Annotated in this window: 15 protein-coding genes; 7 read left to right on the top strand and 8 right to left on the bottom strand. The window is 75.3% G+C overall.

Annotated elements, in window-relative coordinates:
- Nucleotides 1-31 precede the first annotated feature (31 nt).
- A complete protein-coding gene (locus tag ACIGAN_RS05930) occupies nt 32-1747 on the top strand; it encodes a hypothetical protein (protein ID WP_399855221.1) in 1716 nt (571 codons plus the stop codon).
- A gap of 59 nt (nt 1748-1806) precedes the next feature.
- Here ACIGAN_RS05930 and ACIGAN_RS05925 read toward each other — a convergent pair whose 3' ends face one another.
- From ACIGAN_RS05925 to ACIGAN_RS05910, 4 genes are all read right to left on the bottom strand, one after another.
- Nucleotides 1807-3909 (bottom strand): xanthine dehydrogenase family protein molybdopterin-binding subunit, encoded by a 2103-nt coding sequence (locus ACIGAN_RS05925; protein ID WP_399855218.1) that lies wholly within the window; start codon nt 3907-3909, stop codon nt 1807-1809.
- On the bottom strand, nt 3906-4910 hold the full coding sequence (locus ACIGAN_RS05920) for an FAD binding domain-containing protein (protein ID WP_399855215.1): 1005 nt from the start codon (nt 4908-4910) through the stop codon (nt 3906-3908). Before ACIGAN_RS05920 ends, ACIGAN_RS05925 begins: the two co-directional genes overlap by 4 nt.
- Nucleotides 4907-5437, bottom strand: a complete 531-nt coding sequence (locus tag ACIGAN_RS05915; protein ID WP_399855212.1) for a (2Fe-2S)-binding protein — start codon at nt 5435-5437, stop codon at nt 4907-4909. The genes ACIGAN_RS05920 and ACIGAN_RS05915 overlap by 4 nt, the downstream gene beginning before the upstream one ends.
- 91 nt (nt 5438-5528) lie before the next feature.
- Nucleotides 5529-6671: a hypothetical protein gene (locus ACIGAN_RS05910; RefSeq protein ID WP_399855210.1), complete on the bottom strand. Its 1143-nt coding sequence runs from the start codon at nt 6669-6671 to the stop codon at nt 5529-5531.
- Nucleotides 6672-7428: 757 nt separating this feature from the next.
- On the opposite strand from ACIGAN_RS05910, the gene msrA reads away from it, so the two are divergent.
- Entirely contained in the window at nt 7429-7944 is a 516-nt protein-coding gene (msrA, locus tag ACIGAN_RS05905; protein WP_365097918.1) for a peptide-methionine (S)-S-oxide reductase MsrA, read from the top strand.
- Nucleotides 7945-8075: 131 nt separating this feature from the next.
- On the opposite strand, the gene ACIGAN_RS05900 is transcribed toward msrA, so the two are convergent.
- On the bottom strand, nt 8076-9710 hold the full coding sequence (locus ACIGAN_RS05900; protein WP_399855207.1) for an ABC-F family ATP-binding cassette domain-containing protein: 1635 nt from the start codon (nt 9708-9710) through the stop codon (nt 8076-8078).
- A gap of 496 nt (nt 9711-10206) precedes the next feature.
- Between ACIGAN_RS05900 and ACIGAN_RS05895 the strand changes: the two genes are divergently transcribed.
- The 4 genes from ACIGAN_RS05895 (at nt 10207) to ACIGAN_RS05880 (ending at nt 12658) form a co-directional block, all read left to right on the top strand.
- Nucleotides 10207-10608 carry a hypothetical protein gene (locus ACIGAN_RS05895; protein WP_365743858.1) on the top strand — a complete coding sequence of 134 codons (402 nt, stop codon included), beginning with the start codon at nt 10207-10209 and terminating at the stop codon, nt 10606-10608.
- Nucleotides 10605-11534, top strand: coding sequence for a hypothetical protein (locus ACIGAN_RS05890; RefSeq protein WP_399855206.1), 930 nt, complete (start codon nt 10605-10607; stop codon nt 11532-11534). Before ACIGAN_RS05895 ends, ACIGAN_RS05890 begins: the two co-directional genes overlap by 4 nt.
- A 38-nt stretch (nt 11535-11572) precedes the next feature.
- The gene (locus ACIGAN_RS05885) at nt 11573-12151 is read left to right on the top strand and encodes a roadblock/LC7 domain-containing protein (RefSeq protein ID WP_399855203.1); all 579 of its coding nucleotides are present in this window, start codon (nt 11573-11575) and stop codon (nt 12149-12151) included.
- 132 nt (nt 12152-12283) lie between these two features.
- Nucleotides 12284-12658, top strand: a complete 375-nt coding sequence (locus tag ACIGAN_RS05880; protein ID WP_351364254.1) for a hypothetical protein — start codon at nt 12284-12286, stop codon at nt 12656-12658.
- Nucleotides 12659-12913: 255 nt separating this feature from the next.
- Here ACIGAN_RS05880 and ACIGAN_RS05875 read toward each other — a convergent pair whose 3' ends face one another.
- Together ACIGAN_RS05875 and ACIGAN_RS05870 are read right to left on the bottom strand one after the other, a co-directional pair.
- Nucleotides 12914-13909: an alpha/beta fold hydrolase gene (locus tag ACIGAN_RS05875; protein ID WP_399855201.1), complete on the bottom strand. Its 996-nt coding sequence runs from the start codon at nt 13907-13909 to the stop codon at nt 12914-12916.
- Between the two features lie 129 nt (nt 13910-14038).
- Nucleotides 14039-15403, bottom strand: coding sequence for an FAD-dependent oxidoreductase (locus ACIGAN_RS05870; protein WP_399855199.1), 1365 nt, complete (start codon nt 15401-15403; stop codon nt 14039-14041).
- Nucleotides 15404-15550: 147 nt separating this feature from the next.
- Between ACIGAN_RS05870 and ACIGAN_RS05865 the strand changes: the two genes are divergently transcribed.
- Nucleotides 15551-15940 (top strand): ArsR/SmtB family transcription factor, encoded by a 390-nt coding sequence (locus ACIGAN_RS05865; RefSeq protein WP_365743868.1) that lies wholly within the window; start codon nt 15551-15553, stop codon nt 15938-15940.
- Nucleotides 15941-16076: 136 nt separating this feature from the next.
- On the opposite strand, the gene ACIGAN_RS05860 is transcribed toward ACIGAN_RS05865, so the two are convergent.
- Nucleotides 16077-17519, bottom strand: coding sequence for an FAD-dependent monooxygenase (locus tag ACIGAN_RS05860; protein WP_399855197.1), 1443 nt, complete (start codon nt 17517-17519; stop codon nt 16077-16079).
- Between the last annotated feature and the right edge of the window lie 69 nt (nt 17520-17588).

Below are 17588 nucleotides of genomic sequence, written 5' to 3'. Positions count from 1 at the left end.
GAGCGGCCGCACTCTTCCCTTGGAGGCGAGTATGACCACCTGCTCTTCATCACCCCGCTCGAACGAACCCGCCATATCCCACGGGCCGAACGGGTCCGCCCAGCCGTCCGCCGAGACCACCGCCGCCACCGGGACGCACCAGGTGGAGCAGACGAGCGCGCAGCCCCCCGCCGGCTCGTACGAGGCGTACGGCTCCCCCCAGGCCGCCCCCGGCTCCCCCCAGGCCGCCCCGGCGGGCCCCGCCGCCCCCGGCTCCCACCCGGCGGCCGCGGCGGGGCCGCAGCCCTTCGCCGTGCCGGAGCGGCCGAGCCACGCGCCCGTCGCGCCCGCGGCCCCCGACCCGTACCGCCCGCCGGCGCGGCCCGCCCCGGCCGGCCAGGGCTGGACGGACCCCGCGGAGGCACCGCCCGCCCCTCCCGGCCCGGAACGGCCCGATCCCGCCGCTCCCGCCGACGTCCCGCCGGCCGCTCCCGGGCAGGACTGGACGGACCCCGCCGACGCCCGGCCCGCCGCTCCCGGGCCCGAGCGGGCGGACGTCCCGGCCGGACCCCACCGGCCCGCCGCGCCCGGTCCCACCGCGGCCGCCCCGGCGCCGGCTCCCGCGCCCGGCCGTGACGAGCCCGCCGCGCCACCGGCCCCCGGGGACACGGAGGGGGACGCGGCCGGGCCGTCGGCCGCCCGGCCCTTCGTCATCCGCTCCCTGGACGACAATCCGGTCGAACTCCGGCCCGGCACCGGCACCGGCGGCGCACCCTACGGCGACGCGGTCAGCGACCTCGTGCACGCCGCCGTGGCCGACCGGCCGCTGGAGGAGGTCGTGGACCTCATCACCTCGCTGGAGGAGTCGGCCGACCACACCCAGGCCCGCGTCGACGCGCTGCGCACGGCCGGGGTGGCCCGGTCCGTGGAGGACGTGTCCCGGCTGATCGCCCTGCTGACCAAGCCCCCGCGCGACGCCGACTGCGCGGACGAGGCGATCCGCGCCGCGGCCGCCCACCGCCCGGTGGAGGAGGTGACCCGGCTGGTGACTCTGCTGCACAAGGAGCCGCAGGAGCCCCACGTCCGGGAGGAGGCCCTGCGGGCGGCGGCCACCGGCCGGTCGGTCGGGGAACTGGTCGAGCTGATCGACCGCCTCGGCCTGGAACGCCTGGACCGCAACGGCCGCCTGCCGCACGGCACTCCGCGCCCCGAGGCCGGCGGCGACGAGCCCGGGAAACCGGCCCGCCCGGACAAGCGCCGCCCGGCACGCGCCACTTCGGGTGAGGCCCACCGGACCCTCGACGCCGCACCCGGGCAGCAGGACCGCGCGACCGATCGGCTCGCCCGGTCGGTGTCCTGGTCGGGCTGGCTCGCCGCCCTGGCCCTGGCCGTGTGCGCGGTGGCCCACTTCCCGCTGGAGCGAGGTGAGGCGTCCCTGCGCCTGCACGCGTTCGCGCTCGGCCTGTCGGTGCTGTGCACCGTGCTGGCGCTGCTGCTGGCCCTGCGTCCCGTCGCCGTGGTGCTGGCCGGGGCGGTGCTGGTGCCCACAGTGCTGGCCGGCGCCCAGGCGTACGGGAGTTCCTTCCCGTCGGCGTCCCTGTCCCGGGCCGTGGACCTCGCGCTCGCCCCACCGTGGCTCGCCGCCGCGACCGCCGTGTGCGCGGCACTGCTGGCTCTCGTCGCGCTGGTCTTCCGCGTGCTGGCACCGATCGCCGGCCGGCAGTGGGCGGCCGTGCCCTCGCCCGAGGCACCCCGCCCGGCGGAGTGACCCCGTGGGCCCCGTACCGGACCGGATCCGCACGCCGCGGCTCCGGTCCGGCCCGCGCGCTACGGCGTCTCGTGGGCGAGCAGCCCGGTCAGCACCCGGTCGGGGGTGAGGGGCAGTTCGCGGAAGCGGACGCCCGTGGCGTGGTGCACCGCGTTGCCGATCGCCGCGGCCGTCCCCACGATGCCGATCTCCCCGATCCCCTTGCTGCCCATCGGGTTCAGCCGGGGATCGTCCTCGTCGAGCCAGTGCGCCTCGATCTCCGCGACGTCGGCGTGCACGGGCACGTGGTACGACGCCAGGTCCGACTCCACGAAGTCACCGAACGCGGCGTCCATCGTGCTGCCCTCGGTCAGCGCCATGCCGAGCCCCATCGTCATGCCGCCGACGAACTGGGAGCGCGCGGTGCGGGGGTTGAGGATGCGCCCGGCGGCGTACACCCCCAGCAGGCGGGTGACGCGGACCTCGCCGCTGACCGTGTCCACGGCGACCTCGGCGAAATGCGCCCCGAAGGCATGCCGCGCCCAGGCGCTCTCGGCGTCGGCCGTGCCCGTGGTGTCCGCGTGGGCCTCGACGCCCCGCTCCGGCAGCGGCCCGGTGTGCCCGGCCAGCCGCCGCGCCAGCCGGGTGCAGGCCTCGTGGACCGCCCAGCCCCATGAGGCGGTGCCGGACGACCCGCCGGCCAGCGGCGCCGACGGCAGTTCCGTGCTGCCGATCTCGATCCGCACCCGCTCCGGCGGCACGTCCAGGGCGTCGGCCGCCACCTGCGCCAGCACGGTCCGGGCACCGGTTCCGATGTCGGTGGCGTCGATGCGCACCAGGAACGTGCCGTCGGGCAGCGCGCGGGCCTCGGCCGTGGAAGGACTCGCCATGACCGGGTACGTCGCCGCCGCCACGCCCGTGCCGCGCAGCAGCGTCCCCTCGCGGCCGGAACCCGGCCGGGGATCGCGGCCCTCCCACCCGAACCGCCGGGCGCCCTCGCGCAGGCACTCGACGAGGTGCCTGCTGCTGAACGGCCTGCCGCTGTCGGGTTCGACGTCCGGCTCGTTGCGGACGCGCAGCTCGACCGGGTCCATGCCCAGCGCGCCGGCCAGCTCGTCCATCGCGGACTCCAGCGCGTACATGCCCGGGGCCTCGCCCGGCGCCCGCATCCAGGACGGCGAGGGCACGTCCAGCGCGGCCACCCGGTGCAGCGTCCGGCGGTGCGGCGCGGCGTACATCACGCGCGCGGGCACCGCCGCCTGCTCGACGAACTCCTTGACGCGCGAGGTGTGCGTGGCGACCTCGTGCGTGAGGGAGGACAGCCGTCCGTCCGCGCCGGCCCCGAGCCGCAGCCGGTGCAGGGTCGGGGCGCGGTGCCCGACCACGGCGGGCAGGAAGCGGCGCGGGAACGCCACCGTGACGGGCCTGCCGGTCCGCCGTGCCGCCATCGCGGCGAGCACCACGTCGGGCCGGGGCGTGCCCTTGGAGCCGAAGCCGCCGCCGACGTGCTCGGCCGTGACGACGATCCGCTCCTCGGGCAGGCCGAACACAGACGCGAGCACGGCCCGCACGGCGTGAGCGCCCTGGCTGGAGGTGTGCACCAGAAGCCGGCCGTCCTCCCAGCGTGCGGTGCTGGTGTGCGGCTCCATGGGGTGGTTGTGCAGCGGCGGCACCCGGTAGGCGACGTCGACCCGGACGGGGGAGGAGGCGAACGCGCCGTCCGGATCGCCCTGTTCCCGCACGGCCGGCTGCCCCGCGTTGGCCTCCTCGGGCACGTACAGCCCCGGGTGCGACGCGCCGAGGACGACGTCGTGCTCCTCGGCGTCGTAGTCGACCCGCACGGCGGCGGCGCCCGCCCGGGCCGCCTCCAGGGTCTCGGCCACCACCAGGGCCACGAACCAGCCGCGGTGCGGGACCCGGGGGTTCTGCAGCACGGCGAGCGTGGCATCGTCCGGCTCCCGCAGCCGTGGCGCGTTCTCGTGGGTGAGGACGTCGAGCACACCGGGCACGGCCAGGGCGGCCGCCGTGTCGATGCCGGTCACCCGGCCCCGGGCCACGGACGCCGGCACGGGCCACGCCTGGGCGCGGCGGGGGAGGGGGAACTCGGCGGCGTAGCGGGCGGTGCCGCTGACCTTCTCCCGCCCCTCCCGGCGTTCGGCGGGAACGCCCGTGCCGCCCGTCACGAGGCACTCCTCGCGAGCGCGTCGCCGGTGAGGCGGGACAGCACGTCCACGGCGAGGTTCCGGGCGAGCGGCACCTTGTAGCCGTTGTCCCGCAGCGGTTGCGCGGCGGACAGCTCCAGGTCGACGGCGTGTTCGAACGCGGCCGTGGTGGGAGCCGCGCCGATGAGCGCCTCCTCGGCCCGCCGGGCCCGCCAGGGCCGGTGCGCCAGCGCCCCGAAGGCGATCCCCGCCTGGGCGGTCACCCCGTCCTCCAGCCGCAGCACGACCGCGACGGACGCGAGCGCGAAGGCGTACGAGGCCCGGTCGCGTGCCTTGCGGTACGTCGACGGCAGCCCGGCCGTCGCGGCCGGCAGCACCACGCCCGTGATCAGCTCGCCGGGCCGGATCTCGGTGTCCCGCTCGGGCCGGTCGCCGGGCAGCCGGTGGAAGTCGGCCGCCGCGACACTCCGGGCGCCCTCGGGCCCGGACAGCTCGACCCGCCCGTCGAGGGCCGCCAGCGCCACCGCCATGTCCGAGGGGTGGGTGGCGACGCAGTGCGGCGAGTGCCCGAGGACGGCGTGGTCGCGGTGGACGCCCTCGCGGGCGCCGCAGCCGCTGCCCGGCTCACGTTTGTTGCACGGCTTCGACAGGTCCTGGAAGTACGGGCACCGGGTGCGCTGGAGCAGGTTCCCGCCGGTCGTCGCCGCGTTGCGCAGCTGCCCGGAGGCGCCCGCGAGGACCGCCCGGGACAGCGCCGGGTACCGCTCGCGCACCAGGGGGTGGGCCGCGAGGTCGCTGTTGCGGACCGTCGCCCCGATCCGCAGACCGCCGTCCGGCAGCTCCTCCACCGCGTCCAGCGGCAGCCGGGTGACGTCGACCAGGGCCGCGGGCGTCTCGACGCCCAGCTTCATCAGATCGACCAGGTTGGTGCCGCCCCCGAGGTAGCGGGCCCCGGGGTGCGCGACGTACGCGGCGGTCGCTTCCTCGACGCTCCCGGCCCGGACGTAGGCGAACTCCTTCACGGGATCACGTCCTCGACGGCCTCGGCGATCCTCGGATACGCGCCGCACCGGCACAGGTTGCCGCTCAGCCGCTCCCGGATCTCCGCGCGGTCCAGCGGCACCGCCGCACCGGAGGGCGCGGCCGGGTCGGTGACGTGGGAGGGGTGACCGGCGGCCGCCTCGGCGAGCATGCCGGCCGCCGAGCAGAGCTGGCCCGGGGTGCAGTAGCCGCACTGGAAGGCGTCACGCTCCAGGAAGGCCCGCTGCAGGGGGTGCGGTTCCTCCCCGTCACCGCCCAGCCCCTCCACGGTGATGACCTCGCAGCCGTCCAGGGTGACCGCGAACAGCAGGCAGCTGTTGACGCGCCGCCCGTCCACCAGGACCGTGCAGGCGCCGCACTGGCCGTGGTCGCAGCCCTTCTTGGCGCCGGTCAGGTCCAGGTCCTCCCGCAGCAGGTCCAGCAGGACCCGCCGGTGGTCGACGGTGAGCGTGTGGGGTGTGCCGTTGACGCGGAGCGTCGTCTGCGAGCGGTGCTGGTCGTTGCCCATGCGTGGAGAGCCTTCCCGGGCGGGCCGTACTGCCGTACGGACCGCGTATCCACCGGAGCACGACTGACACGTGCGTCCCGCCGGTGAGGCGCTACCGATCGGATCCCACCTGCCGGGCGCCGGTGTTCTCGCCGTCGCGGGACGGCGCGGCGGGCAGGATCGCCTTGAAGCGTTCCAGCGTCCGTGTGAGCTGCTGGAGCGGGGAGGCCAGGGGCGCGTCCGGCGACTGCGCGCGCGGGGGAGCGGCCGCGGCCGTCTCCTGGAAGGCCGCCAGCGCCTCGTGCGCGCGTTCGGCCGCCTCGCGGTACAGGTCGCGCGACTTCGTCATGGCCTCCAGCGCCTCGGCGTACATGGCCACCAGACCGCGCTGGCGGTCCAGCTCCTCCTGCAGCGTCAGCAGGTGCCAGTCCTCCCGCAGGGCCGTCAGGGCGTCCTCGGCGCCGTCGGGCAGGGGCCGGGGCAGCGCGGCGAACCTCCTGACGGCGTCCACCAGGTCGGCCGGCTCCGAGCCGTCCAGGAAGACCGCCCGCACGGAGAAGTCCCGCGCCTCGTAGCCCTCGGGCGCCGGGGAGCCGGGCAGTACGACGGCACCGCCGCGCGGCACCTCCACGCGGAAGTCGCGCAGCGCCCAGTTCAGGCCCCGCAACTGCTGCGGGGCGGCTCGGTGCTCCACCACGCGGTGGCGCAGCCCCGGCGGCAGCCAGCGCGCCATGGGAAGCCGGCCGCGTTCGTCGGTGGTCATCGCCTCGTGGACGACCACGTGGATGTGCCAGCCGCCCCGCACCGCGCCGCGCAGCAGGCGCCGGACCTCCTTGTCGTCCCGGGGGAGCGGGTTGATCGCACCGAGGGACAGCCGTGCGGTGGCGTCCTGGTCCCAGGCGGTGTCCGGCTCGTCCGGCCAGAACAGCGCGGCGGGGGACGGCCAGTCGTCGTTCCACGGCTCCTCGGCCTCGGCGGCCAGCAGCCACTCCTGCGGGCCGCCCGCCCCGGGCGTCACGCTCAGCCGGGCGCGCACGGTCACGCCGCCGCCGACCCGCCAGCGGGCCTCGAAGACCCGCTCGCCGGGACCGGTCCCGGTTTCGGGCAGCTCCAGGAAGTCGTCGATGTCCTGGTCGTCCTTGCGCCGCTGCAGCGAGCGCCGGAGAACGTCCTCCGCGGCGCCTGAGGCATGGCGGCCGCGCGCCAGCCACACCGTGGCGGGGGTCAGGGGGCGGGCGGTGTCGGATGTCGGCATGGGTCCATCTGTGGGCGGGGGGCACGTGCGCCTGCCAGTATCGTCGCCGCAGGCGGGTGGGTATGACCCGGGGGTCACGCAGTCCCTACCCCGGCCGCGCCGCGGCATGTGTCCCGGACGGGGAGCGGTGCGGCATCCGGTGGCGCCCAGCGGTGGAGCGAGGCGTGCGGGAGGTGCGCCACGCGTGCGGGAGGAGCGCCATGCGCGCGGGGTGTGCGCGCCGCGCGCACACCGGCGGAGCTCACTCGTGGCCCGGCCGGCGGCCGGTCCCCACAATGGTGCGCACGAGCAGGGCCCGCCCACCATCCGCATCGGGGCGGACCCTGCTCGCCCGCGGGGGCGCGTGACGCCGGGCGGGGCGAGGGCGCGTGAACGGGTGCGCAGGGCGGGGTGGGCTGCGAGAACGCGCGACACACGGCGGAGTGGGGTCGCAGGAACGCACGGCCTGACGGAAGGGCGCCCGCCGGGACCGACGAGCCGGGACCGGCCGACGCCCCGGCTCCGGCTCCGGCTGACGAGACGGCACCGCACGGGCCCTGTCCGACGGTACGCCGGTCGACGCCCGCCTCGGGGGCGATGCTCGCGGTGCTCGCCCAGGGAGCACTGCCTCGCTGCTGTGGAGGGCATTGGTCCAAGCGCCACATCACGGCTGCTCTGCCGCGTCACCTTCTCGAAAGGTGACGCGCGATCCGGGTTTCCCGGCCGATGTGCGAGGCTGGACGCGCGTGGATCGACGCAGACAGAAAGGGGACGCGCCATGAGCGACGTCGAGGAGAGGGCGCTGCTGGCGGGCGGCTGCTTCTGGGGCATGCAGGAGCTGATCCGGTCGCTGCCCGGGGTGGTGCGGACCCGGGTGGGTTACAGCGGTGACGACGACAAGCCCAACCCCACCTACCGCGACCACGGGCGGCACGCGGAGTCGATCGAGATCGTCTTCGATCCCACCGCCACCGACTACCGCGCGATCCTGGAGTACTTCTTCCAGATCCACGACCCGACCACCAGGAACCGCCAGGGCAACGACGTGGGGCTCAGCTACCGCTCCGCCATCTTCTACCTGGACGACGAGCAGCGGCGGGTCGCGCTGGACACCATCGCCGACGTCGAGGCGTCCGGGCTGTGGCCGGGTCCCGTGGTGACCGAGGTCGTACCGGCCGGCGCGTTCTGGGAGGCCGAACCGGAGCACCAGGACTACCTCCAGCGCTACCCGGACGGCTACACCTGCCACTTTCCGCGCCCGAACTGGCGGCTGCCCAAGCGCGCGGAGTCCTGAACCGCGAACCCTCACGAGCGCGGCCGGGAAGGACCTCGGTGGCGGGGGCACAGGTGACCGTCCCGGAGTGATCGGTGGGGTCGGCCCGCCGGGCACACGGCCGCGGACGCGGGCCACTGCCGGCCGGCGGATCACACCGCGGGCGCTCCCCCCTCCGTGAGCCTGCCGTCCTCCAGCCGCAACCGGCGGCCGACGCCGATCTCGGCGAGGAACCGCTCGTCGTGACTGATCACCACGAAGGCACCCCGATACGCGTCGAGCGCGCTCTCCAGCTGGCCGACGCCGACCAGGTCGAGGTTGTTGGTCGGCTCGTCGAGCAGCAGCAGGTGCGGGGCCGGTTCGGCGTACAGCACGCAGGCGAGCGTGGCGCGCAGCCGCTCCCCACCGGAGAGCACCCCGACCGGGAGGTGGGCCCCGGCGCCCCGGAACAGGAACCGGGCGAGCAGGTTCATGCGTTCCGCCTCGGGCCGCTCGGGGGCGAACGCGGCGAAGTTCTCCGCCACGGTGCGGTCCACGTCCAGCAGGTCCAGGCGCTGTGAGAGGTGGGCGATACGGCCGTCGCTGCGCCTGATCTCCCCGCTGTCCGGGGTCAGTTCGCCGGTGACCAGGCGCAACAGGGTGGTCTTCCCTGCGCCGTTGGGCCCGGTCAGCGCGATGCGCTCGGGACCCCGGACGGTCAGGTCGACGCCGCCCGGCGCGAACACCGCACCGCCGCCGAGGCGGACCTGCATCCCCCGGCCGAGGAAGAGGGTGCGCCCGGCGGGCACCTGCGTGTCGGGCAGGTCCAGGGCGAGGCGCTGCTCGTCGCGCAGCGCGCGCCCGGCCTCGTCGAGCCGGGCCCTGGCCTCGCCCACCCGGGCGGCGTGCGTCTGTCCGGCCCGGCCCGCCGACTCCTGCGCGCCCCGCTTCATGGTGCCCGCGAAGATGCGCGGCAGGCCCGCGTTCTTGAGGTTCCTCGCGGCGTTGCTCTGGCGGCGCTCGGCGCGTTCCCGGGCCTGCTGCATCTCCCGCTTCTCGCGCTTCAGCTCCTGCTCGGCGTTGCGGACGTTCTTCTCGGCGACCTCCTGCTCGGCGCGCACGGCCTCCTCGTACGCCGTGAAGTTGCCTCCGTGGAACCGCAGTTCACCATGGCCGAGTTCGGCGATGCGGTCCATGCGGTCGAGAAGCGCGCGGTCGTGACTGACCAGCAGCAGACAGCCGTTGAAGTCCGACAGCACGTCGTGGAGCTGCTGCCGGGCCCGCGCGTCGAGGTTGTTGGTCGGCTCGTCGAGGAGGAGGACGTCGGGGCGCTTGAGCAGCTGGGCGGCGAGCCCGAGGGAGACGACCTGGCCGCCGCTGAGCGTGCCGAGCCTGCGGTCCAGGGCGAGGCCGGCCAGACCGAGACGGTCGAGCTGGGCACGGGTGCGCTCCTCGATGTCCCAGTCGTCGCCGATGGTGGCGAAGTGCTCCTCGCTCACATCGCCGGACTCGACGGCGTCCAGGGCGCGGATCACCGCGGCGACGCCGAGCACCTCGGCGACGGTGAGGTCGCCGGTCAGGGGGAGGGTCTGCGGGAGATAACCCAGGGTGCCGCCCACCGACAACGAGCCGGTCGCGGGCCTGAGTTCCCCGGCGATCAGCTTGAGCAGCGTGCTCTTGCCGGAGCCGTTGGGGGCGACCAGGCCGGTACGGCCGGTCGTGACGGTGAAGGACAGGTCGTGGAAGACCGGGGTGTCGTCCGGCCAGGCGAAGGAGACGCGGGAGCAGACGACGGCGGCGTCGGACATGGGGAGCGACCTCGGGAAGGGCGCGGGCAGTAAAAGCTCTGCCCTGGGCAGACGTGGGACAAGGGGGTACGACGAAGCGGCCACGTCGGCTGCGCTCCTCGGCGCGTCCGGTGGCCGTCAGATCCGGATCTCACCCGGAGATGTCGTCTTCACCCACCACGTCTGTCACTCCTCACTGCACGGCGGTCGAGATCGTCCTCAGCGTACCGCCGGCCCCGCCGCCACGGCCCAGCGTTTTCTCCCGCCCCGCTGTCGCTGACCCGGACCGGCCGCCGGGTGCGCGCGGGTGCGGTGCCCGCATCGACCGCAGGGCCGACCCTGCGGTCCGTCCCCGGAGCGACGCATCCTGCCCGCTTCCGTTCGAGCACGTTCACCCGTCGCCCGCTTCCCTGCACATTCCTTTGGAAAATGCCAAAGCGTTCACCTGGGCCGAGCACCCACCGTAGTGTCGTGCTCACGTTCGCGGGAACGGCCGTGCAGGGGGAGGGGATTCGGCGTGCCCGGAATCGACGAGAGTCTGCTGGAAGCCATGCGGCTGCCCGGTGCCCGGGGGGCGTCGGTGGTCGACTGGATCAGCGGCCTTGCCCTGGGCGCGGTGGGTGACGCTCCGGGCGGCGACCCGGAGGCGACGGCGGCGGAGACCGCCGAACTCGCCCGGCTCGCCACGGAGAGCGGCGTGCTCGCCCCGGCGGGCGACGCGGGCGGCGCCTTGGGCAAGGAGCCACCCGTGCAGGACCTGATCCTCACCACCGTGGACTCCTACCACCTGCTGAGGTTCGTCACCACGACCTTCGACAGCACCGTGTTCCTGCACTTATGGCTGGACCGCACGGACGGGAACCTGGCGCTGGCCCGCATACGGCTGGCCGAGATGGCGGACAGACTGGTGCTCGGATGATCACGCAGCTCCTCACCTCGCGCACCGACGAGCCGGCCTCGGCCCGGCTCGCCGCCCTGGCGGAGCGGAGCGCGAGCGGCGCCCTGTCCACCGAGGCGGGGATCGTCTACCTGGCCGCCGGGCACGTCGTGCACGTCGAGTCCGCCGTCACCCCCGCCCTCGGCGACCTGCTCACCCACAGCGGAGCGCTCACCCCCGACGGCTGGTGGGAGGCGATCGACCGGGCCGGCCGCCGCTGCCGCGTGGGACGCCAGCTCGTCGACAGCGGCCATCTCGCCGCCGGGGCACTGGAGTTGTGCCACCTCGGCGCCCTCTTCGACGCGGCGTACTTCGTCCTCGCCCACGACGGGCCGGCCCTGCGCTTCCGGCCCGGAGTCGCGCACTGGCTCGGCGCCGTCCGTTCCGTACCGGTGGCCACCGTGCTGCGCGAGTCCGGACGCCGCCGCGAACTGCTGCACCGCATATGGCCCGAACCCGCCGTCGACCTGGTACCGCTCGCCCGGGTGCCCGGCGCCGAGGACGTGGACCTGCCCGCCCGCCGCAGCCGGATCCTCGCCCAGATCGACGGCGTCCGCACCGCCGCCCAGATCGCCACCGCCCTCGCCTGCCGCACCTTCCACACCCTGGTCGAACTCCGCCGCCTGGCCGCCGCCGGTCTGGTCGCCCCCGCAGCCCCCGTGGCGCCCGTGGCCCCCGTGGCCGCGGTGGCTCACGCGGCCCCCGCTGCGCCCGCGGCCCCTGCTGTACCCGCGGCGGCCGCTGGTCCACAGACGCCGGTGGCCTCCCGCGCCCCCGAGACGCCGGCGGCCTCCGGGGTCCCCGCCGCCGTGTCGACCGTGCCCGGGCCCGCCTCTCGTCCACCGTTCCCGGACGAGCCCGACACCGCTCTGCTTCGGCGGCTCCTGCACGCCTTGGAGGCACTGTGATCCGCGCGCGACGACAGCGTGCCGAAAGGAGACTGCTCATGGCCGTCGAGACCGACGTCCTGGACGAACTGCGTGGGCTGCGCACCCGCGTACCCCGGCTGACCGGCGCGCTCGCGGCCACCGTCGACGGACTCGTCCTCGCCCACGACGTGCCCGGAACCGAACCGGAGGGACTCGCGGCACTCACCGCCGCCGCCCTGGGCGTCGCCCACCGGATGACCGACGCCGCCACCCGCGGCGACTTCCGCGAACTGCTCGTACGGGGCTCGCAGGGCTATGTCGCGACCTACGCGGCCGGCACCACCGCCGTCCTCACGCTGCTGGCCGAGGACCGGGTCAACGTCGGCCGCCTCCACCTGGAGGGCCGGCGCAGCGGAGCCCGGATCGCCGACCTGGTCGCCACCCGCGTCGGCCCGGGCACCGGCCGCCACGCCGACCGGCCGGCGCCCGCGCCCGGGCTCGCGCGAACGCCGGAGTCCGCGCCCGGGTCCGCGCTCGACGCCGCGGAACACCTCAGCGCGGCACCCCCCGTCACCGCCACCCGCCCCATCGGGACCCTGCCGGTGCGCACCCCGCAGCGCCCCGCCCACCAGCCACACCCCCAGGCCGGCACCTGAACCGCCCGGCACCTGAACCGCCCGGGACCTGAACCGCCCGGCACCCGAACGGCTCGCGCCTGAACCGCCGGAGCCGCTCCGCACCTCCCGACCGACCGACCGAAGCACCACCCAAGGAAAGGAACCGACCGCATGGCCAACACGGAGACCGCCCTCAAGGAATGCCTGAGCTCCATCGACGGAGCGACGGCCGTCGCCCTCGTGGACTACACGAGCGGCATGGCCCTGGGCACCCTCGGGGGCACGAAGGACTTCAACCTGGAGGTCGCCGCAGCCGGCAACACCGACGTCGTACGGGCCAAGCTGCGCACCATGGAGCTGCTGGGCCTGAAGGAGGAGATCGAGGACATCCTCATCACCCTGAACACCCAGTACCACCTCATCCGCCTCCTCAAGGGGCGCGGGGGCAGCGGGCTGTTCCTCTACCTCGTGCTCGACGGCAGCCGGGCCAACCTCGCGATGGCCCGCCACCAGCTCCGCAGGATCGAGGCCGACCTGGAGGTCTGAACCGGCACCACCGGACGGGAGCCCTCCGCCACGGACACGCCGCGGAGGGCCCCGGCACGCCGGGCCGCCGCGTCCACGGTGAGTGCCGCCGACGGCACCCTGGACGTGCTGGGCGTGGGCGCGGGCCCGACCGGACTCGCCTTCGCGCCCCGACTGCGCGCCTGCGACACCTCGTTCCGGAGCGACGACCGCACCTGCGACCACGTGCGTAAGTCGCGCACCCCGGCCGTCCAGCCCCGCACCCCGCCCGCGCGCCTACCGCTCGCGCCGGCTGCCGAACGCCCAGGCGGGCAGACCCGCGAGCCACTCGATCAGCAGCCGGCCGGTCTCGGCGGGGCGTTCCTGCTGCACGAAGTGGCCACACCCCTCCAGGATGTGATGGGACGTCAGGCCGGGCAGCGTGACCGGGAACGCCTCCACGGCGTCGGCCAGCCAGGTCAGCGACGCGTCCAGGCCGCCGGCGAGGAACAGCGACGGCTGGGTGAGGGCGGCACCGGCGAAATCCGCCAGGTCCGCCCAGTCCCGGTCCATGGCGCGGTACCGGTTGAGCGCACCGGTCATCCCCGTACGCTCGAACTCCCCGGCGAGGACGTCCAGATCGGCCTCGCTCAGCCACTGCGGCAGGCGCCCCACCGGGAACCGGTCGCGCATCGACCCGCCCCGGGCCACGAAAGAGGAATCGGCCCGCCCGCCGGCGGACAGGGCCGCGTAGAACCCCGCGAGCCAGCCGCGCACATCGGGTTCGATCTCCGCCTCGGCGCGACCTGGCTCCTGGAAGTAGGAGACGTAGAACTCCTCGTCGCCGCCCATGGCCGCGAAGACGTCGGTGGGCCGCGGGCCGCCGGGCGGGGTGTAGGGCACGCTCAGCAGGCCCACCGCGCGGAACACGTCGGGCCGTACCAGCGCGGAGACGGCGGCGATGCTCGCGCCCCAGTCGTGCCCGACGACCACGGCCGACTCCTCGCCCAGCGCCTCCACCACGGCGACACCGTCCTCCACCAGCGCGAGCATCCGGTAGTCCGCCACGGCCGCGGGCCGGGAGGAGCGCCCGTAGCCGCGCACGTCGACCGCGACCGCCCGGTATCCGGCCGCGGCCAGCACCGGCAGCTGGTGGCGCCAGGCGTACCAGGACTCGGGGAATCCGTGCAGCAAGAGCACGAGGGGCCCCTCGCCCTGCTCGACGAGGTGGACACGGCCGGCCGGTGACGGCACCAGGCGGTGCGTGGGGCCGGCGGCGGACGTCTGGGACATGGATCCTCCCGCGCTCGGAAAGGGACGCTCGACCCCGATCATCCGGCGCACACCCCGGCGCATCCGAACGCCGTTGCCGGTTCGGCAAACGGCCGTACACCTGCCGCCCGCCCGGGCAGCACTGCGGGATCAGGCGCCGCAGCACCCCCCGGCCGTCGCCGGCTCACCGGCGGCCACGGGCGCGGGCCCGCAGCAGCCGTCCCCCGTGGCGTCGGCCTCCGGGGTGTCGAAGAGGCCGGCTCCGCCGCACACCCCGGTCTCGGGGAGGGTGAGTTCGACGCGGTCGGCGGACTCCAGATCGCCGGCGATCGCGGCGACGACGGAGCGCACCTGCTCGTGACCCGTCATGGCCAGGAACGTCGGGGCGCGGCCGTAGGCCTTCATGCCGACCAGGTACACGCCCTGCTCGGGATGGGCGAGTTCACGGTGCCCGTGGGGGTGGACCGTGCCGCACGAGTGCTGGTTGGGGTCGATCAGCGGGGCGAGCGCGACCGGCGCCTGGAGGCGCTCGTCCAGGCCGAGACGGATCTCGGACAGGAACGACAGGTCCGGGCGGAACCCGGTGAGCACGACGACCTCGTCGACCGCGCCCAGCCGCCGGCCGTCCTCGGCGACCAGGACCAGGCGGCCGTCCCCGTCCCGTTCGATCGCCTCGGTGCGGAAGCCGGTGACTGCGTCCGCGTGCCCCTCGTCCACGGCGGCCCGCGCGGCGAGCCCGAGCGCGCCGCGGGCCGGGAGCTGGTCGGCCTCCCCGCCGCCGAAGGTCGAGCCGGACAGGGAACGGCGCAGGACCCACAGCGCCTTCGTGCCCGCCCCGCCGTCCGCCTTCGCCAGGTCGGCGAGACCGGCCAGGGCGGTGAAGGCGGAGGCCCCGGAGCCGATGACGGCGGTGCGCCTGCCCGCGTACCGGGCGCGAACGGACGGGTCGGCGAGGTCCGGGACGCGGTAGGTGACGCGGTCGGCCGCGGCGTCCTCGCCGAGGGCGGGCAGGCCGCCGGCCCCGGCGGGGCCGGGGGTGGTCCAGGTGCCGGAGGCGTCGATGACGGCCCGGGCGAACAGCCGCTCCCGGCCGCCGTCGGCGTGGGCCACGTGCACGACGAACGGCTGCGTCTCGCGCCCGGAGTCGACCACGCGGTCCCGCCCGGCCCGGGAGACGCCGGTGACGCGGGCGCCGGTGCGCACCGTGTCGCCGAGGGCGTCGGCGAGGGGCTGCAGGTAGTGCTGCGCCCAGTCGCCGCCGGTGGGGTACGCCCCGGGGTCGGGCCTGGTCCAGCCGGTCGGGGCGAGGAGCTTCTCGGCGGCCGGGTCGGTGAGTTCGGCCCAGGTGGAGAACAGCCGGACGTGTGCCCACTCGCGCACCGCCGCGCCGGCGGTCGGCCCGGCTTCCAGGACGATCGTGGGGAGACCGCGGTCGGTGAGGTGCGCGGCGGCGGCCAGACCGATGGGACCGGCTCCGATCACGACGACGGGCAGCTCGGTGGTGGACGCGTTCACGGCGACTCCCTGTGTGTTTCGATGTTCGTCGATGTCCTGTGCCGCCAGGATGGCACCTGCTTCGATGAGCGTCAACATAGACGTTCGTCGAAGCAGCGGCGCCGAGGTCATGGGATCCGCTGTTTCGACGTGTGTCAACATAGATGTATGTCGAATGCCAAGCCGCTGCCGCTGCTCGACCCCGTCGGCGAGGGCGTGGTGCCCTGCTGCCCGCCGTTGAACGAGCGCCCGATCACCGCCGAGGAGGCCGAGACGGCCGCGCGCATGTTCAAGGCGCTGGGCGATCCGGTCCGGCTGCGGCTCTTCTCGGCCGTGGCGGCGCACGAGGGCGGCGAGGCGTGCGTGTGCGACATCTCCGACGTCGGTGTCTCCCAGCCGACCGTCTCCCACCACCTGAAGAAGCTCAAGGAGGCCGGACTGCTGACCTCCGAGCGGCGCGGCACCTGGGTGTACTACCGGGTCGAGCCGTCCGTGCTGGCGGCGATGGGACGGTTGCTGACCGGCGCGGCGCCGGCCGCCCGGCCGGCCGCCGGCTGAACCTCCCGCCTACCGAGACCCGGAGGGTCCGGCAGGCGAGGGCGTCCGGACGGCGGGGGCGCCCGGCGGCAGCGAGATCCGGGGCCCTGCGCGAAGCGCTGATCGCCGCGCCCGGCGCCCGGCGCAAGACGTGACCTCAGGCCGCCCCCACGTGCGCGGCCAGCACCTCCTCGATCGCGGCCGGCTCCGCCGCATCCGCCGCCCACGCCACGTACCCGTCGGGGCGGACGAGGACGGCCGTGCCCCGGCCGCTGCGCCAGTGCGCCACGGCGAGACGGTCCGCGCGGCCGCCGCCGCCCCGGTACTCCGGCGGAGCGATCAGCACGAACCGCCCCCCGCGCAGCGCCTCGTACAGGCGACCGCCCGCCAGGGCGACGTCCGGGGCGCGCCTGCCGGTGAGGCGGTGCGCCCCACGGGGCGCCGGGTACCGGAAGCCGATGCCGGTGATGGTGCCGATCGCCTTGCGCCGGGCCGGGCCGACCGTGTCGAGGAAAGCCGTGAGCGCGGCCCGCAGCGCCAGTGTCCAGGGGGCCTTGGCCATGGCGAGGCGCACGATCCCACCGCTGCTGCGCAGCACGGCCCGGCCCACCGGGTGGCGTTCGGTCTGGTAACTGTCGAGGAGGGCCGCGTCCGCGTGGCCCCGGACCACCGCCGCCAGCTTCCAGCCGAGGTTGGCCGCGTCCTGCAGGCCGGTGTTCATGCCCTGGCCGCCGGCCGGGGTGTGCACATGCGCCGCGTCCCCGGCGAGGAAGACGCGGCCCACGCGATACGCGGGCACCTGACGTTCGTCGCTGTGGAAGCGGGACATCCACCGCGGGTCGTGCATGCCGAAGTCGCGGCCGAGGGCGAGCCGGGTGACCTCCTTGACCTCGTCGAGTCCGACCGGCTCGCTGTCGGGGACGTCGCGGGCCCGGTTCCACGCGATCACCCGGTGGTAGCCGTCCCCGAACGGCGCGAGGAAGGCGAAGGCGTCGCCGACGGCGTCGGCCGTCAGCAGGTTCTCGGGCTCCTCCGCCAGCCGGACGTCCGCGAGGACGACGGAGCGGATGACGGAGCGCCCGGGGAAGGGCAGCCCGATCGCCTCCCGTACGGCGCTGCGCACGCCGTCGGTGCCGACCACGTAGGCGGCCCGCAGGTGCCGCGTCGGCCCGGCCGCCGTGCGGACCTCCACCGTCACGCCGTCCGGGTCCTGGACCAGCCCGGTCAGCTCCGTCTCGTGCCGGATGTCCACCCCGGCCTCCACGGCGCGCCGCCACAGGACCTTCTCCACCTCGTACTGCGGGGTGACGAGCAGGTGGTTGTAACGGGAGGGGAGGGTGCTCAGGTCGACGCTGAGACGGCCGAAGAGGCGGAGGCTGTCCAGTGGGCGCCCGGTGGACTCCACCTCGTCGGCGAGGCCGCGGGCGTCGAACTGTTCCAGGGTGCGGGCGTGCAGGACGAAGGCGCGGGAGAGGTTGCTGATCCCGCGCGGGCGCTTTTCGAGCAGGGTGACGGGGACCCCGGTGGCGGCGAGATCCCCGGCGAGCAGCAGTCCGGCGGGCCCGGCACCGACGACGATCACGGAGGGCTGGAGCGGCATGGATGACCTCCTGTTGCCAACATCTGTTTGCCAACACTCGTTGACCAACATCTGTTGACCAAGGTAGGG

Origin of the sequence: Streptomyces sp. NPDC085931, from assembly GCF_044540565.1 — a bacterium.
Lineage (GTDB): Bacteria > Actinomycetota > Actinomycetes > Streptomycetales > Streptomycetaceae > Streptomyces.
Note: the sequence above shows the minus strand (reverse complement) of the source record. Positions and strands in the feature narration are given on the sequence as shown.

Coding starts and splice junctions, on each gene's coding strand:
- ACIGAN_RS05880 (WP_351364254.1), top strand. CDS start 12,284: ATGGCCAACACGGAGACCGCCCTCAAGGAATGCCTGAGCTCCATCGAC.
- msrA (WP_365097918.1), top strand. CDS start 7,429: ATGAGCGACGTCGAGGAGAGGGCGCTGCTGGCGGGCGGCTGCTTCTGG.
- ACIGAN_RS05865 (WP_365743868.1), top strand. CDS start 15,551: ATGTCGAATGCCAAGCCGCTGCCGCTGCTCGACCCCGTCGGCGAGGGC.
- ACIGAN_RS05875 (WP_399855201.1), bottom strand. CDS start 13,909: ATGTCCCAGACGTCCGCCGCCGGCCCCACGCACCGCCTGGTGCCGTCA.
- ACIGAN_RS05930 (WP_399855221.1), top strand. CDS start 32: ATGACCACCTGCTCTTCATCACCCCGCTCGAACGAACCCGCCATATCC.
- ACIGAN_RS05910 (WP_399855210.1), bottom strand. CDS start 6,671: ATGCCGACATCCGACACCGCCCGCCCCCTGACCCCCGCCACGGTGTGG.
- ACIGAN_RS05860 (WP_399855197.1), bottom strand. CDS start 17,519: ATGCCGCTCCAGCCCTCCGTGATCGTCGTCGGTGCCGGGCCCGCCGGA.
- ACIGAN_RS05885 (WP_399855203.1), top strand. CDS start 11,573: ATGGCCGTCGAGACCGACGTCCTGGACGAACTGCGTGGGCTGCGCACC.
- ACIGAN_RS05915 (WP_399855212.1), bottom strand. CDS start 5,437: ATGGGCAACGACCAGCACCGCTCGCAGACGACGCTCCGCGTCAACGGC.
- ACIGAN_RS05890 (WP_399855206.1), top strand. CDS start 10,605: ATGATCACGCAGCTCCTCACCTCGCGCACCGACGAGCCGGCCTCGGCC.
- ACIGAN_RS05900 (WP_399855207.1), bottom strand. CDS start 9,710: ATGTCCGACGCCGCCGTCGTCTGCTCCCGCGTCTCCTTCGCCTGGCCG.